Source organism: Austwickia sp. (assembly GCA_016699675.1).
Classification (GTDB): Bacteria; Actinomycetota; Actinomycetes; order Actinomycetales; family Dermatophilaceae; genus Austwickia.
In genome coordinates this window covers 2,098,497-2,113,324 of record CP064985.1, presented here as the reverse complement: position 1 = coordinate 2,113,324, position 14,828 = coordinate 2,098,497, and the positions used below count along the sequence as shown (strand labels likewise).

Here is a 14,828-nt window from a genome sequence, read left to right as displayed (position 1 = left end):
GGCCCAGGTAGTCGGCTAGGGCAGCCGGAGGACGCACGCCCCCGGTTCGGCGAACGCGTGCAGTTCCCCGCCGGCGTCGGCCCCGCCGTACGCCGCGGAGGCGCCCTGCACCAGGCCGAGGTGGACGTGGCACAGCACCTCGGGGTTGGCGCGCGCGGCCTCCAACAGCGGACAGGTGCGCAGGGCGACGTCCCCGTCGGGGCGCCGCAGCGGCGAGAAGCCGAGCCCGTCCAGGAGCGTGACCAGCTGCTCCTTCGGCGGCTGGGTCGCCGGACGCTGCGCGGCGAGCGACCGGCCCCAGCTGCGCCCGATGGTCAGCGCCTGGTCGGCCGGCGTCTCCGAGCGTTCGGCCAGGTCGGTCGCGAAGGCGGCGGCCATCCCCAGGTACTCCCCGGAGATCGGCGCCGTGGCCGCGGCGAGGCCGGCGCGACCGGACGGGGTGACGGCGTAGCTGGTGGACGGGCGCCCGCGGCCGCGGCCGGCAGTGCTGGTCGGCTGGGGGGCCGTCGGGGTAGCCATGCCGTCCTCGACGAGGGCCTCGAGATGCCGGCGCACCCCGTTTGGATGCGCCCCGACCAGGGCGGCGACGTGCGCCGCGGTGCCGGGCTCGCCGCGATCGACGCCCTCGGTGAGGGCGCGCAACACTCGCAGCCGGGCCGGTCCGAGGTGGCTGGCGTCCGGAGTTGACGCGGGACCGTAGCCCGGCGTAATTTCCACACATCGAGTGTACAAAGCGCGTCCCCGGAGGGCCAGCCGCATGACCGAACAGAAGTCCATCCCCCTGACCGAGACGACGAGCACGGGCGGCTGCGCGTGCGGCCACGACTCCGCCACCCCCGAGCTCGACGCCCGCCAGATCCCGCACGCGATCCGGCACGGGGCGATCCTGGGCGCGCTGGGCCAGGTCCGTCCCGGCCACGCCATGATCCTGGTCGCTCCCCACGACCCCCTGCCGCTCCTGGCCCAGATCGAGGACCTCGAGGGCGACGCCGTACGGCGCAGCTACCTCGAAGAAGGCCCCGACGCGTGGAAGATCCTGCTGGAGCGGGTGTCCTGATCGGTGTGCTCCTACTGCGGGTGTGACGCGGTCGAGTGCGTCGGCCGGTTCATGGACGAGCACGTCGAGATGGTCAACCGCATGGGCGCGCTGCGGCACGCCTGCGCCGACGGTTCCCCGGACGCGGTCCGGGCCGCCGCCGAACACCTCGATGCGCTGCTCACCCCGCATGCCCACGCGGAGGAGAGCGGCCTGTTCACGGTGCTGCACCCCAAGGAGGAATTCACCGCGACGATCGATCGCCTGATCGGGGAGCACCGTCGGATCGACGAGCTGCTTGCTGCAGTTCGCGCCGACCCCGCCACCTTTGCCGAATTCGAGATCCTCGTGCGCGACCACTTCGACCGCGAGGAGAACGGGCTCTTCCCCGCCTCGGCCATCGAGCTGGCCGACGGCGAGTGGGAAGAGGTCCACGAGTTGACCCCGCCCGCCGCCTGATCATGCCCACCGCCCGGGCGCGCACGCTCTTCCTGCTCGTCCCCGGCTTTTGCCTGCTCGCGGGGCTCGACGCCGCGCTGCTGCTGCTCGGTGTCTGGGCCCCCGTGCCCGAGGCTGCCGCCGCGCACCTCCCGAGCCGGCACGGCATGCTCATGGTGCTCGGGTTCCTCGGCGCCCTGATCGCGCTGGAACGCGCCGTCGCGCTGCGCACGCCGTGGGCCTATGCCGCCCCCGCCTGCCTGGGACTCGGCGGGCTCGCCCTCGTGGCGCCGCTCCCCACCCCGCTCGGGGCCATCCTCCTCGCGGATGGCGCCGCGCTCCTGCTCGCGACGTACGCCGCGCTCTACCGGCGCCGCGCCGACGCGACGGTGGCCATCGAGGCGCTCGGCGCCCTCGCCGCGCTGGTCGGCGCCCTCCTGTGGCTGCGCCTCGACGTCGCCGCGCTGGTGCCCTGGCTCGCCACGTTCGTCGTGGCCACCATCGCCGCCGAGCGCGTCGAGCTGGCCCGGCTCGCGCTCCCCCGGCACGCGGAACACACGGCGCTCGCCTTCGCGGTGGCCCTGGTGGCCGCCGCGACCTCGACCCTCCTCGCCGCGTCGTGGGGGTTCCGGGCCTGTGGCCTGGTGATCGTCCTCCTGGTCGCGTGGCTGGCCCGCCACGACGTGGCCCGTCGTACGGTCCGGTCGGTCGGGCTGCCCCGCTACAGCGCCGCCGCGATGCTGCTCGGCTATGGCTGGTTGGCCCTCGCCGGCGCGATCTGGCTGGTCGGCGGCCCGCCGACGGATCAGGGCCGGTACGACGCGACGGTGCACGCGACCTTCCTCGGCTTCGCCATGTCGATGGTGCTGGCACACGCCGCGGTGATCCTGCCCGCGATCGTGCGTCGCCCACTGCCCTACCACGCGGCGCTCTGGGCGCCCCTGGTGCTGCTGCACGCCGGTCTCGCGGTGCGCGTGGGCGGCGACCTGGTCGGAAGCCGTACGCCGTGGGTGGTCGGCTCGGTCGCTACCGTGGTCGCTTTGCTCATGCTGCCGCCCGTGCTGGTGACGCTCGCGGCGCGCGCCCCCCGGCGCGGACGAACGGGTGCAGGTTATCCACCGGGTCGACCGCTCACGACCAGCACTTTGGGTGCCATGGCACCAAGAGCGCAGGACGACGAACGGTCGGAGGCCGCGCGATGACCCCCACCGGGGGCGGCGCCTCGCCTGCTCGAGAGGCGCGCACCTGGCCGCTGCGCGACTACACGTCCGTGGCGTGGCTGATCCTGGCCGCCGCGGTGGCGCTGGTGCACCGCAACGTGCCGGAGGCCCGCTGGCTGATGGTGCACCTGGTCGTCCTCGGCGCCCTGAGCCACGCCATCGTCGTGTGGAGCACCCACTTCACCCAGGCCCTGCTCAAGACGCCCACCAGCATCGACGACCGGAGCGCCCAGTCGCGTCGGCTCGTCGCCCAGCTCGCCGGGGTCACCGCGGTCCTGCTCGGCGTTCCCACCGGCTGGTGGTGGCTCGTCGTGGCGGGGGCCGTGGTGTTCGCGGGCGCGATCGGGCTGCACGCCTGGGCCCTCGTGCGTCGGCTCCGGGCCGCGCTGCCGGGTCGCTTCCGCATCACCGTGCGCTACTACCTCGCGGCGGCCGCGTGCCTGCCGGTCGGCGCCACCTTCGGGGCCTGGCTCGCCCACGGCGTCACCGAACCCTGGCGTGGCCGCCTGCTGCTCGCCCACACCATGACGATGGGCCTGGGCTGGGTCGGGCTGACGGTGACCGGCACGCTGGTCACGCTGTGGCCGACGATGCTGCGCACCCGCATCGACCCGCGCGCGGAACGCCTCGCACGGCAGGGCCTGCCCGCCCTGCTCGCTGCCCTGGTCGTCCTCGTCGCCGGTGCCCTCGCCGGGTGGCGCTGGGTCGCCTTCGCGGGGCTGGTGGGGTACGCCGTCGCCTGGCTGTGGACCGCTCGCGCCCTGGTGGCGCCGGCGCGACAGGCCCCGCCCCGGTACTTCGCCACCTGGTCCGTCACCGCCGCCCTGGCCTGGTTCGTGGCGAGCCTCGCCGGCGTGGCCGTCGACCTGGCCACCGCGAGCGACTGGGCGCGCCTGCCCACGGCGTACGGCGTGATCACCCCGGCCCTCGTCGTCGGGTTCGCCCTGCAACTGCTGTGCGGGGCGCTCGCCCACCTCGTGCCGGTCGTCATCGGCGGGGGCGCCCGGGCCGTCCGGGCAGCGCAGGCCGCCTTCGACGCGTGGGCCGCCGCGCGCCTCATCGTCGTCAACGTCGGCCTGGTGCTCTCCCTGCTGCCGCTGCCGAGCTGGGTGAAGGTCACCTGCTCGGTGCTGGTCCTGCTCGCGCTGATCGGCTTCCTCGTCGCCACGTTGCGCGCGATCCGTGCGGCGCTGCGCGTCCGGGCCGAGGTGGCCGCCGAGCGGTCCGAGGGCCTCAGCGGCCCCCGCGAACGCCTCGAGCCCCAACCCGGCATCGGCACCCCCGGGCAACTGGTCGCGGCGACGTCGGCGCTGGTCCTGGCGGTGGCGCTGGGCGTCGCGGTCGATCCGGTGGCCGCCGGCGTCAGCTCCGCCGGCGTCGGGTCGGCCTCCGCGATGTCGGGGGCGTCGGGGATCGGGGCCGGAGCCTCCGGGGTAGGCGGCGGCGGCGCTGCTGCCGGGCGGCGACCCGGCGTACCCGCCACCGGCCACACGACCACGGCGCGCGTCGAGGCCAAGGGGATGCGGTTCATCCCGGACACGATCGAGGTGCCCGCGGGCGACCGGCTGGTCGTCGAGCTGACGAATACCGACCCGACGCAGACTCACGACCTGGTCTTCTCCTCCGGGACGCGCGGCACGAGGCTGGACCCCGGCGCGCACGAGACCATCGACGTCGGCGTCGTCGCCGCGGACACCCAGGGCTGGTGCAGCGTCATCGGCCACCGGCAGATGGGCATGGTGCTCACCGTCCGGGTCACCGGCGCCGACGCCGCCCCCGACGGCTCCGCCGGAGCCACGCCCGGTCCGACGGGCTCAGCGCATGACATGGCGGGAATGGGCGGTACGCCGGGCGCGGGAGCGAGCACACCCGGCGTACGGCTCGGCCAGGCCCCACCGGCGGACTTCCGCGCCGTCCCCGCCGAGCTTCCGCCGCTCACCCCCGACCGGGTGCGGAAGGTGACGCTGACCGTCGAGGAGGTCGAACTCGAGATCGCGCCGGGGGTCAAGCAGAAGCGGTGGACCTACAACGGATCGGTCCCGGGACCGGTCCTGCACGGGCGCGTCGGCGACACCTTCGAGGTCACCCTCGTCAACCACGGCACGATGGGCCACTCGATCGACTTCCATGCCGGCGACATCGCCCCCGATGAGCCGATGCGGACGATCCCGCCGGCGCAATCGCTGGTCTACACGTTCACGGCGAAGCGGTCGGGGATCTGGATGTACCACTGCTCGACCATGCCCATGTCCGCGCACATCGCGGCGGGGATGTTCGGCGCGGTGGTCATCGAGCCGGACGGGTTGGCGCCGGTGGCGCACAGCTACGTGCTGGTGCAGTCCGAGGCGTACGTCGACGGCGACGGCACCACCGCGCGCGAGGTGGACGCGGCGGCGGTGTCGGCGGAGCGCCCGAGCGCGGTGACGTTCAACGGGATCGCGAACCAGTACGATACCCGGCCGCTCACGGCGCGCGTCGGGGAGCGGGTGCGGTTCTGGGTGCTCGACGCCGGGCCGAACCGGGCGAGCAGCTTCCACGTGGTCGGTGGTCAGTTCGACACGGTCTATCTCGAGGGCCGCTACCTGCTACGCGAGGGCCGCGCGGCTGGGGAGGGATCCGCGGGTGCGCCGGGCGGAGCCGGTACGCCGGGCACGGCGGGGTCCCAGGCCCTGGGCCTGCTGGCGGCCCAGGGCGGCTTCGTTGAGATGGTGCCCACCCAGGCGGGCCACTATCCGTTCGTGTCCCACCTCATGGTGGACGCCGAACGCGGCGCGCACGGCATCCTGCAGGTGGGCAACTAGAGGTTGTCGATCGGCACCGGGTCGATGGCGTCCCCCGGCCGGTAGCCCCACACCTGCGCGAGGAAGCTGACCTCGGCCTCCAGCGCCCGGATCACGTTGGCCGGCTCGCGGAAGCCATGGCCCTCCCGGGCGAACTCGATCAGCGCCACCGGCACCCCCTTGACCCGCACCGCATCCGCCATGAGCCGCGCCTGGTCGGGCGGGACGACCTTGTCCTCCGAGCCCTGCAGCAGCAGCAACGGGGTGTCGAGCCGGTCCACGTGGTGGATCGGGGAGCGCTCGGCGTACGTCTCCTCCGCCTCTGGCCACGGCCCCACCAGCCGCCAGGTGTAGCGCGACTCGAACTTGTGCGTGTCGCGGGCGAGGGCGGACAGGTCGGAGATGCCGTACGACGAAAGGCCCGCCGTGAACACGTCGTGGAAGGTCAGGGCCGCCAAGGTGACGTACCCGCCGGCCGACCCGCCCCGCACCGCCAGCCGCGCTCCGTCGACGACCCCCGTGTCGGCGAGGTGTTGCGCGCCGCGGACGCAGTCGCCGGCGTCGACGATCCCCCAGCTTCCGGCGAGCCGCTCGCGGTACGCCCGCCCGTAGCCGGTCGAGCCGCCGTAGTTCACGTCGAGCACCGCGATGCCGCGCGAGGTCCAGTACGCCGTCGCCGCCGCCTGCATGGGGAACGTCGCCGACGTCGGGCCACCGTGCGAGAGCACCACCAGCGGCGGCAGCTGGTCGGGCGGCCCGGTCACCTCGGGGTGCGTGGGCAGGTAGAGGAAGCCGTACGTCGTCGCGCCGCCCTGCCCGGGCCAGCTCACCGGTCGGGGGTCGGCCACGAAACCCGTCGGCACCTGCTGCCCGTACCGCCAGAGCGGCTTCTCCGTGTCCTCCGTGCCCGTGTCCGGGTCGAGCGCGACGACGGCCGCGGGACGGTCCGAGTACGCCGACCGCAGCACCACCCGCGCCCCGCCGGGGCTCTCCCACACCGAGAGGTACCCCGCCAACGCGCGCCGTGGGCCCAGGTCACGGGCCGCCCCGGGGCTTCCGGCCAGGGCCGGGTCGAGCAGCGTGAGCTGGGCGAATCCGTCGATCCAGCGGACCGCGACGAGGCGACCGTCGGGCAGCGCCGTCATCGTTCGGGTCCGCGGGGTCCAGGGCGGCGCGCCGTACTCCTCCTCGACCGGATGGAGCGCGGTCGTCGCGCCGGTGCCGACGTCGATGAGGTACGGGTTGACCCAGCCGGTCCGCTCGTCGAGGACGGCGAGTCGGTCCGGACTCAGCCAGACCGGCTCGAACGCCGCGCGGTCCGGCCCGCCGGCCAGCAGGCGGGCGTCGTGGAGGTCGCCGCGGTCGTCGAGCTCGCCCACCCAGACCTCGGCGGCGTCCCAGGGCATGTGCGGGTGGCGCCACTGCACCCACGCCAGCCGGGCCCCGTCCGGGGAGAGCACCGGGTCGATGACGAAGTCGGGATCGGCTCCGGACTCCTGACCGGCCCGCCTCGCGATGGCCAGCGGCCGGCCGCGCTCCGCGTCGGGCAGATTATTGTCGGGCTGGGGGTCCAGCGGCACTCGGACCAGCGCGTTCACCGGTTCGGGGCGATGCTCGGGGACGCCCCGGTGGTCCTCGCGCACGACGTACGCGATCCCGCGCCTCGCGTCGATCTCCATGGCCGCGAAGCGGACCCGCGCATCCGGGGCCTCCGCGACCAGCGGCCGCGGCGTTCCGTCCAGCCGCCAGAGCCGCTGCGTGCTGCGCTCCACCGCCAGGATCACCCCGTCGCGGACGGCGTACTCGCCGCCGCCGTACTCGTGCACCCGGGAGACCACGCTGAACCCCGGCGGGCTGACCTCGCTGCCCATCAGCTCATCCGGGCTCGCGGCGAGCGGTCCCTCCAGCCGGACCAGGTGGGCCTGCGCGCCGGTGTCCGGGCGGGTGGCCAGCACGTACACGGCCGGCCCGTCGGCCCAGGGCGCCGGCCGGACGCTGGAGGCCGTGGTGAGCAGCTCGGCCGTGATGGGCGAGGGCCACGTGCCGTAGGGAAGGGTGCGGGGGTCGTCCTGCGAGCGCGTCACGCTCACATGCTGCCATCGGGCGCCAGCCCACGAGCACCGGCCAGCCGCGCCGCCGCGCCGCCTCCCGACCGCGGCGGCTAGCCCGGGAGTTCGGCGGCGTCGGCCTGCGGGGCCGTGCTGAGCAGCAGCGCCGCCCCCACGACCGCGGCGGCCCCGACGAGGGCGGCCGGGGAGAGCCGCTCGCCGAAGAGGAGGGCCGCGAGCGAGGCCGCGACCACGGGCTCGACCGAGGAGATCACGCTGGCGCGGGTGCCCGGCAGGTGGCGCAGGCCCGCCGAGTTGAGCGTGTAGGTGACGTAGGTGCACAGCACGCCCACCGCGACCAGGTTCAGCCACCCCCACGCCGAGTGCCCCTGCGGGTGCGCGACCGGCAGCAGGCACAGCGCACCGACCGGCATCATCACGGCGAAGAGGGCCGACGGGGCGTACGTGGGGAAGTAGCGGCGCCCGAACAGGTAATAGAGCGCGTAGGTGAAGCCCGCCGTCACCCCGGCGGCCACGGCGACCGGCGTCACCCGGACCCCCTCGCCACCGCCGGCGCTGATCGCGACGATGCCCGCGAACGAGACGACGACACCGACCAGCTCCCGTCGGCCCAACCGCTCGGACAGCAGGAGCGCGGACAGGACCGCCACGAACGCCGGCGCCGTGTAGAGGAGCACCGCCGCCAGGCTCGCCCCGCCGTCCCGGACCGCCACCTGATAGCTGCCGTAGAACACGCTCACCCCGACGACGCCGAACGCGGCCGTCACCGCCAGGTCTCGCCCCCGGGGAAGGCGGGCCCGCAGCAACGCGGCGTGCACCCCGAACAGGACCGCCCCGATCGTCGCCCGCCAAAAGCCCACCTCCAGCGGGGTGGCCCCCTCGGCCTGGGCCTGCTTGCCGAAGATCCCGAGGAAGCCCCACAGCACGGCGGCGGCCAGGACGAACGCGGGTGCCCAGCGTTCGGCCCCGTCCCGTCCCTGCCCCGGCATCGTCACGCGAGAAACTCTAGGCCCGGGGTCCGCAGCGGCGTCGGGCACCATGAGGGCATGAGACCGTCCCGCCGGGCCCTCCTCGGCGCGGCCGCCGCCGTCGGCGTGGCCCTCGCGGCACCCCTCCCGCTGGTGCTGGGCGACCGGCCGGACGCGCCGGGCACCAGCGACGCCGTTCTCGTCCTCGGGCCGCCGTTTCCCGAGCGCGTGAGGGTGGCTGAGGAGCTGATGGCTGCGGGGAGGGCGAAGGCTCTCGTGATTTCGGTGGACTCCACTTGGTCGGCGCGCAAGCTGCCGGCCTGCACCCAGCGGCGCGCCTACCCCGTGACGTGCTTCGAGCCGGAGCCGGGCACCACCCGCGGGGAGGGGCAGGAGCTGCGGCGCCTCGCCGAGGCGAACGGGTGGCACTCCGTGCAGGCGATCACCTTCCGCTGGCACGTCAACCGCGCCAGGGTGATTCTGGGCCGCTGCTTCGCGGGCGACGTGCGCGTGCTGGAGACCACCGAGGCGACCGGCCCGGAGGACATCGCGCACCACGTGGGCGGCTGGTACAAGGTGCCGTTCGAGCGCGAGTGCTGACCGACGGCGCCGACCGCGGCCGGCGACGGCGCGTCGGACTTCGGCAGACTAGGGCCATGAGCGACGTGCGACTGTTCCACAACCCCCGGTGCAGCAAGTCCCGGGCGGCCTTGACCGCCGTCCAGGCCAGCGGGACCGACGCGGAGGTGGTCGAGTACCTCAAGACGGCCCCCACCCGCGCCGACCTGCTCGATCTCCTCGGCAAGCTCGAAGATCCGCCGAGCGCCCTGGTCCGTCGCGACCCGGCGTTCGCGGAGGCGGGCCTGACCGACGCCGACGTGCAGACGGCCGAGCAGGTCGCCGACGTGCTCGCCGCGCGGCCCGCGCTCATGGAACGTCCGGTGCTGGTCCGCGGCGACCGGGCCATCATCGGCCGCCCCACCGAGCGGGTCGCCCCGTTCCTGGCCGGGGCCTGACCGCCCCGACGCGGACCGACGCTGATCGACGCGGGCCGACCACAGTGACTGCGGCGCGAGCGATCCCATGCTCCGGCGACGACTGACATCCGTCAGAGCATCGCCGCCCGGGCGTCGGCGCGTGCTCCTCCTCGCGCTCTGCGCGGTCGTCGTGGCCTGCGCTCTCGTCGCGGGCCTGCGGGCCTACCGCGGCACGCCCGAGGACGGGGCGCCGGCGGTTCGGGCGGCCGCGTCGCCGGCCGTCACCACCCGTTACCCCGCGCCGGGCGCAGCCGGTCTGGGCGGTTCCGGTGGTTCGAGTGCTCCGAGGGCCGAGACCCGCCGCGCCCGCGATCCCGGCCGCAACCGGGCCCGCCAGCCCACCCCGAGTCCGGGCGTGAGTCCCGGCGCCGGGACGCCCACCGGCCGGACCGTCCCCGGGACGTCCGGCTCCCGGGCCGACGCCGCCAGGGTGGTCGTCGGCCTCGGCGACTCCATCCCCGCCGGAGCCAACTGCCCGGGCTGTACGACGTACGTCGACGAGGTCGGCCACCGCTACGCCGCCGCCACCAGCAACGGCGCCGTGATCTACAACCACGCGGTCTCGGGCTACACCACCGGCGACGTCCTCGCCCAGCTCGCCGACGCCGGCCTGCAGCGCCACCTGGCGCGGGCCGACCTGGTGATCCTCACCATCGGCGCCAACGACGTCGACCCGGCCCTGCTCACCGACCCGAGGTGCGCCGACGCCGCGCTGGCCGGCTGCTTCGAAAAGACCCTGGCCACGATCCGCAGCGAGCTGGACCACATCGAGGAGCGGGTGGCCGCGAGCCTCAAGGCGGGTGCGCGGCTGGCCGTCACCGGCTACTGGAATGTGGTCACCGACGGCGCCGTGGGGCGGGCCGAGGGGCCGGCGTGGGTGAGCGGCAGCGCCGCGCTGACCCTGCGCGCCAATGCCGTCATCGAGGACGTCACGCGGTCGCGCGGGGGCACGTACGTCGAGGTCCGGACGGCCTTTCACGGCCCGGACGGCACCCGCGACATCACCGGCCTGCTCGCCGACGACGGCGACCACCTCAACGCCGCGGGCCACGCGCTGATGACCGAGGTCGTCATGGCGGCGCTGCGATGACCCGCGGCTGACCTGCGGCGTCGGGCCCGGTCATTCGCGATCGGCCGAGATCCAGCCCCGCTCGGTGAACGTCAGGTTGCGGGCGCCGACCACGGCTCGACTGGCCGCGTCAAGGCGCTCCAGCTGCGGGGCGGTGAGGGTCAGGGTCACCGCTCCCGCGTTCTCCGCGACCCGCTCGGCGCGGCGCGTGCCCGGGATAGTCACAACGGGCAGTCCGAGCCGCTCCCCCTGGGCGTAGAGCCAGGCCAGCGCGACCTGGGCCGCCGTCGCGCCGACCTCGTCGGCCACCGCTCGGACGGCGCCCACCACGGCCTGGTTGGCCTCGAAGTGCTCGTCGTACCGTGGCTGCCCCGCCAGCATCCCGCCGGCCACCTGCGCCCGAGTGAGCGTTCCAATCAGAAAGCCCCGGCCCAACGGCGAGTACGGCACGAACCCTGCGCCCACCTCCCGGGCCGCCGGCACGACGCCGGCCTCGACGTCGCGCGACCAGATGCTCCATTCGCTCTGGACGGCGGCGATCGGGTGGACGGCGGCGGCCCGGCGCAGCTCGGCGCCAGTGACCTCGGACAGGCCGAGATGGCGCACCTTTCCCGCCGCGACCAGCTCGGCCATCGCCCCGACGGTCTCCTCGATGGGCAGGGTGAGGTCGGGGCGGTGGCAGTAATAGAGGTCGATGACGTCCACCCCGAGACGGCGCAGCGAGGCGTCACACGCCGCGTGCACGTAGTCCCGGTCGCCGCGCACCCGCCGTACGTCGTCGACGGCCCGGCCGATCGCCCCCGTGATGCCGAACTTGGTGGCCAGCTGGACCTCCGCGCCGCGCGTCGCGAGGACCTCGCCGAACAGCTCTTCGTTGGTGCCGGCCGGGCCGGTGCTGCCCGGCCTGGGCTCGCCGTACACGTCGGCGGTGTCGAGGAAGGTGACGCCGAGGTCGATCGCGGCGTGCAGCGTCGCGCGGGCCTGCGCGGGGTCGGTCGCGCCGTAGACGCGCGTCAGGGCCATCCCGCCGAATCCCAGTCGGCTCGTGACCAGGGGATCGGCCACGCGCGCGTCGCGGGGGCCGAGGGCGACGGTGGGCAGCATGGTGGTCGGGTCGGTGCTCATCTGGTCCTCCGTTGTCGGTCCCGCAGGTCGGCGTTGTCGATGGGTCGCTCGCCGCAGTCCTGACCTGCGTCGATGAGGTGGGCGTAGTGCTGGATCTTCGCGTCGATCGCGGCCAGGTCGTCCGCGAGTTGGCGCTGCACGGCAAGCACGCGCAGCCGCTGGGCTTGCAGCAGGGCCATCCGCCGGCCGTGGCTGGCGGCGCCCTCGCCGAGCAGCTCGACGAACCGCTTCATGTCGGCGACCGGCATGCCGGTGCGCCGCAACCGCAGCAGCAGCTCGATGAGTCGAACGGTGGCGGCGTCGTACCGGCGCCGTCCGTCGCCGCCGCGCGACACCGCGGGGATGAGGCCCTCTCGCTCGTACCAGCGCAGCGTGTCCCGGGTCAGCCCCGTCGCCGCCGCAACGTCGGCGATCCCCACGGCGACCCCCGGGTCAGCCAGGTCGCCGGCCGGATCGGGTTCGCGGACGGCGGTCCGGGCGCCGCGTGCCGAGTTGTCCATGGCCGTGACGCTAAGCGCTGGAGTGGACTCCAACGCAAGTCACCATCCGGCCGGGGCCGCACCCGCCCGCGCCGACCAGCGCCGGGAGTCCGGCGCCCCAACCGCCGATCAGCTGCGAGCCTGTACGACGTCCCGCGTGACCTCCAGATGACCCAGGTGCTGGCAGAGCTCCTCGAACACGTGCAGGAGCACCCCGCCGGTCGTGCGCGCCCAGGGGCGCTCCCGCAGGTCGAGCCGCGCGGGCAGCGCCGCGGGCGCCTCGTCGCCAGGGACGGACCGCGCGTCGGCGGCGAACTGCTCCCGTACGCCGCGGGCGCGCGCCACCAGCTCCAGGACCGGCCCGGACGCGACGAACTCGGCGTCGCGGTCGCGGGGCACCGGCACCCCGAGGTTCACCGTGCTCGACCAGTTCCGGGACATCCCGAGGCAGTGGGAGACCAACATGTACGCCGTGTTGGCCCCCGGCGCCGGCCGGGCGTTGGCCTCGTCGTCGGTCAGGCCGGCCACCAGGTCGATCATGGCGTCGAGCTTGAGCAGGCAGAAGTCGACGAGCACGTCATCCATGGGCCTCTGGCATCAGCCGAGCGATGGCCGCGGCGGCACGGGTTAACGTCGGGTCACGGCGGGTCAGAGACGCGCGGCGAGGGCCCGGGCCCACACGGCGTACCCCTGCGGCCCCGGGTGAAAGCCGTCCGCCGCGAACCAGTCCGCCGTCGCGCGCTCCCCCGTCGCGTGGGCGGGGTGCGCACCGGCGTCGGCAGCAGCGTCGCCCGCGCCGCTGCCCGGTTGCTCGGCCGGAACGGCCATGACCTCGCGGGAGGAGACCCAGAGCACGCGGTCGCCGGCGAGTGCCGCCGTGCGCGCGTCGAGGGAACGGCCGTGCTGATCCAGGTACGCCGAGAGGGGCCGGGGCAGCGACGGAAAGTCGAGGAACGACGGCACGCCGGTGAGGACGACCCGGCCGCGCGGTGCGAGCAGCGGCAGCAGTCCGTCCCGGACGGCCTCGATGTCCTGCGCCCACCCGGCCGGAGCGCGCCGGGTGAGCACGTCGTTGACGCCGGCGAGCAGGACCACGAGGTCGTACCCTCCCGGGACCGCCACCACCTCGGGCAGCAACCGGTGCCGAATGCGCTGCAGGGTCGCGCCGCTGCGGGCGACCACGGTCCACTGCACCGGCTGACGGGTGGACTCGGCCAGCAGCGCCGCCAGGTGCCCGGTGAGGGCCTCGGCGTGGGTCTGCGCACCCACCCCCGCAGCCGTCGACTCGCCCAGCACGAGCAGCTGGAACGGGCCCGCCGCCGCGCCGGTGGTCTGCGCCGAGCTGGGCAGGTCCGACGCCCTATCCGGGGCGGCCACCAGACCCGTTCGAGGTCCCCCGGCCTCGGGCAGCACGACGGTCGTCCGCCGCACGCGCAGCCCCTGCCACGCGATCACGGGCAGAAGCCACGGCGCCACCCCGGAGCCGTCGCCGTCGGACGTCGACCCGGGCGTGCCGGGCGTCCCGGGCATCCCTGGCGGGACTGACATGTCGGGCGGCCTCGACGTGCTGGCGGACCATGGCAGCCTGGGCAATGCCGGCAGTCGGAGCCGGCCAGGAAGCTTCATGCCGAATCCTCCACGGCCGCACCCGGCGTACCGGGCTCGTCGACGAACTCCCGCAGCAGCGCGGCGACTGCCCCCTCGCTGCCCACCCGCAGGTCCGCGCCCACGGCCTGAAGGGTCATCACCAACGCCCCCCGCGCGAGGAACTCCCCGAGCCGCTCACGCGGCGCGCCCGTAGCGGCGGCGGCGGCCAGCCCCCCGGCCATGATCTGGCGACAGCGCCGGGCGATCTCGGCGTCGTCGCGCGCGACCGCGCACGCCTGCAGCCACAGCCCAGAAACGCTGCCGTCCGCGGCGAACTGCCGAAACGCGCCCCCGAGCGGCCCGAGGGCGTCCTCGTCCGGGACCACCGCGGCGCCGGCGAGGGTAGCCAGCATGCGTTCCTCGACGTGGTCGAGGCAGGCCAGGAAGTAGTCGCGTTGGCTCCCGAACAGCCGGAACAGGTAGGCCGAGGAGACGCCGACGTCGTCGGCGGCACGGCGTACGGCGGCGCTGCTCAACCCGAGATCCGCGAAGGCGCCGACGCCCGCGCGGACGGCGGCGGCGCTGCGATCGAGGGCGCTGGATCGCTGGGGCACGCGCGTCAGAGTAGGGAACTAAGCGATCACTGACAACAGGGCAGGCGCCGGGCGGCCCGTCAGCCCGCCGTACGGCGCCGGACGACCCCCTGGGCCTCCGCGACGAGGGCGCGCGCCAGCCCGCAGATCAGGTCACTCACCGACTGCCGGTCCAGCCGCAGCGTGGCCATGCACTCGTCGTCCTGCCAGACCGACAGCACGACCCGGTCGAACTCGGGGTGGCTGGACACGCGCAGGTAGCGCCCCGCGCGTTCCTCATCCGCGATCAGGGCGCCCGCGACCGGAAGCTGGGGCACCTTCATGGGAAGAGGATTCCAGGCGCAGGCGGGCTCAGGCAAGGGCCTGCGGGCCCTGACCTGGGTCGTCAACACCTAGCAGCCGTGGTTAAAGGCGCGGGGGAAACACG

16 protein-coding genes are annotated in these 14,828 nt (G+C 74.7%); 7 read left to right on the top strand and 9 right to left on the bottom strand.

Features of this window, described 5'->3' with window-relative positions:
- Positions 1-15 precede the first annotated feature (15 nt).
- Positions 16-717: a helix-turn-helix domain-containing protein gene (locus IPK37_09630; protein ID QQS02523.1), complete on the bottom strand. Its 702-nt coding sequence runs from the start codon at positions 715-717 to the stop codon at positions 16-18.
- A gap of 40 nt (positions 718-757) precedes the next feature.
- Between IPK37_09630 and IPK37_09625 the strand changes: the two genes are divergently transcribed.
- Genes IPK37_09625 through IPK37_09610 form a run of 4 tightly spaced genes read left to right on the top strand, consistent with a single transcriptional unit; the run spans position 758 to position 5,495 of the window.
- Entirely contained in the window at positions 758-1,057 is a 300-nt protein-coding gene (locus tag IPK37_09625; protein QQS02522.1) for a DUF2249 domain-containing protein, read from the top strand.
- A gap of 3 nt (positions 1,058-1,060) precedes the next feature.
- Positions 1,061-1,495 (top strand): hemerythrin domain-containing protein, encoded by a 435-nt coding sequence (locus IPK37_09620; protein ID QQS02521.1) that lies wholly within the window; start codon positions 1,061-1,063, stop codon positions 1,493-1,495.
- A 2-nt stretch (positions 1,496-1,497) separates the two neighbouring features.
- Entirely contained in the window at positions 1,498-2,676 is a 1,179-nt protein-coding gene (locus IPK37_09615; protein ID QQS02520.1) for a hypothetical protein, read from the top strand.
- Complete coding sequence (locus IPK37_09610) at positions 2,673-5,495, top strand: multicopper oxidase domain-containing protein (GenBank protein ID QQS02519.1); 2,823 nt, start codon at positions 2,673-2,675, stop codon at positions 5,493-5,495. The genes IPK37_09615 and IPK37_09610 overlap by 4 nt, the downstream gene beginning before the upstream one ends.
- On the opposite strand, the gene IPK37_09605 is transcribed toward IPK37_09610, so the two are convergent.
- Complete coding sequence (locus IPK37_09605; GenBank protein QQS02518.1) at positions 5,492-7,558, bottom strand: S9 family peptidase; 2,067 nt, start codon at positions 7,556-7,558, stop codon at positions 5,492-5,494. The two genes, IPK37_09610 and IPK37_09605, sit on opposite strands and share 4 nt — an antisense overlap.
- A gap of 77 nt (positions 7,559-7,635) precedes the next feature.
- On the bottom strand, positions 7,636-8,532 hold the full coding sequence (locus IPK37_09600; GenBank protein ID QQS02790.1) for an EamA family transporter: 897 nt from the start codon (positions 8,530-8,532) through the stop codon (positions 7,636-7,638).
- 57 nt (positions 8,533-8,589) lie between these two features.
- On the opposite strand from IPK37_09600, the gene IPK37_09595 reads away from it, so the two are divergent.
- The 3 genes from IPK37_09595 to IPK37_09585 all read left to right on the top strand — a co-directional run bounded on the left by IPK37_09595 (position 8,590) and on the right by IPK37_09585 (position 10,638).
- Positions 8,590-9,111, top strand: a complete 522-nt coding sequence (locus tag IPK37_09595) for a hypothetical protein (protein QQS03043.1) — start codon at positions 8,590-8,592, stop codon at positions 9,109-9,111.
- 56 nt (positions 9,112-9,167) lie between these two features.
- On the top strand, positions 9,168-9,527 hold the full coding sequence (locus IPK37_09590; protein ID QQS02517.1) for an arsenate reductase: 360 nt from the start codon (positions 9,168-9,170) through the stop codon (positions 9,525-9,527).
- A 121-nt stretch (positions 9,528-9,648) separates the two neighbouring features.
- Positions 9,649-10,638: an SGNH/GDSL hydrolase family protein gene (locus tag IPK37_09585; protein QQS02516.1), complete on the top strand. Its 990-nt coding sequence runs from the start codon at positions 9,649-9,651 to the stop codon at positions 10,636-10,638.
- Positions 10,639-10,668: 30 nt separating this feature from the next.
- On the opposite strand, the gene IPK37_09580 is transcribed toward IPK37_09585, so the two are convergent.
- The 6 genes from IPK37_09580 to IPK37_09555 form a co-directional block, all read right to left on the bottom strand.
- Positions 10,669-11,721: an aldo/keto reductase gene (locus IPK37_09580; GenBank protein ID QQS02789.1), complete on the bottom strand. Its 1,053-nt coding sequence runs from the start codon at positions 11,719-11,721 to the stop codon at positions 10,669-10,671.
- 17 nt (positions 11,722-11,738) lie between these two features.
- Positions 11,739-12,242, bottom strand: coding sequence for a MerR family transcriptional regulator (locus IPK37_09575; protein ID QQS02515.1), 504 nt, complete (start codon positions 12,240-12,242; stop codon positions 11,739-11,741).
- Between the two features lie 108 nt (positions 12,243-12,350).
- A complete protein-coding gene (locus IPK37_09570) occupies positions 12,351-12,806 on the bottom strand; it encodes a DinB family protein (protein QQS02514.1) in 456 nt (151 codons plus the stop codon).
- A gap of 63 nt (positions 12,807-12,869) precedes the next feature.
- A complete protein-coding gene (locus IPK37_09565) occupies positions 12,870-13,751 on the bottom strand; it encodes an SGNH/GDSL hydrolase family protein (GenBank protein ID QQS02788.1) in 882 nt (293 codons plus the stop codon).
- Positions 13,752-13,843: 92 nt separating this feature from the next.
- Positions 13,844-14,422, bottom strand: coding sequence for a TetR/AcrR family transcriptional regulator (locus IPK37_09560; GenBank protein ID QQS02513.1), 579 nt, complete (start codon positions 14,420-14,422; stop codon positions 13,844-13,846).
- A gap of 59 nt (positions 14,423-14,481) precedes the next feature.
- Positions 14,482-14,724, bottom strand: coding sequence for a hypothetical protein (locus IPK37_09555; GenBank protein QQS02512.1), 243 nt, complete (start codon positions 14,722-14,724; stop codon positions 14,482-14,484).
- Between the last annotated feature and the right edge of the window lie 104 nt (positions 14,725-14,828).

Bases quoted from the DNA above. Each gene is read 5' to 3' on its own strand.
- IPK37_09625 (QQS02522.1), top strand. From the start codon at position 758: ATGACCGAACAGAAGTCCATCCCCCTGACCGAGACGACGAGCACGGGC.
- IPK37_09615 (QQS02520.1), top strand. From the start codon at position 1,498: ATGCCCACCGCCCGGGCGCGCACGCTCTTCCTGCTCGTCCCCGGCTTT.
- IPK37_09610 (QQS02519.1), top strand. From the start codon at position 2,673: ATGACCCCCACCGGGGGCGGCGCCTCGCCTGCTCGAGAGGCGCGCACC.
- IPK37_09600 (QQS02790.1), bottom strand. From the start codon at position 8,532: ATGCCGGGGCAGGGACGGGACGGGGCCGAACGCTGGGCACCCGCGTTC.
- IPK37_09595 (QQS03043.1), top strand. From the start codon at position 8,590: ATGAGACCGTCCCGCCGGGCCCTCCTCGGCGCGGCCGCCGCCGTCGGC.
- IPK37_09590 (QQS02517.1), top strand. From the start codon at position 9,168: ATGAGCGACGTGCGACTGTTCCACAACCCCCGGTGCAGCAAGTCCCGG.
- IPK37_09580 (QQS02789.1), bottom strand. From the start codon at position 11,721: ATGCTGCCCACCGTCGCCCTCGGCCCCCGCGACGCGCGCGTGGCCGAT.
- IPK37_09575 (QQS02515.1), bottom strand. From the start codon at position 12,242: ATGGACAACTCGGCACGCGGCGCCCGGACCGCCGTCCGCGAACCCGAT.
- IPK37_09570 (QQS02514.1), bottom strand. From the start codon at position 12,806: ATGGATGACGTGCTCGTCGACTTCTGCCTGCTCAAGCTCGACGCCATG.
- IPK37_09565 (QQS02788.1), bottom strand. From the start codon at position 13,751: ATGCCCGGGACGCCCGGCACGCCCGGGTCGACGTCCGACGGCGACGGC.
- IPK37_09555 (QQS02512.1), bottom strand. From the start codon at position 14,724: ATGAAGGTGCCCCAGCTTCCGGTCGCGGGCGCCCTGATCGCGGATGAG.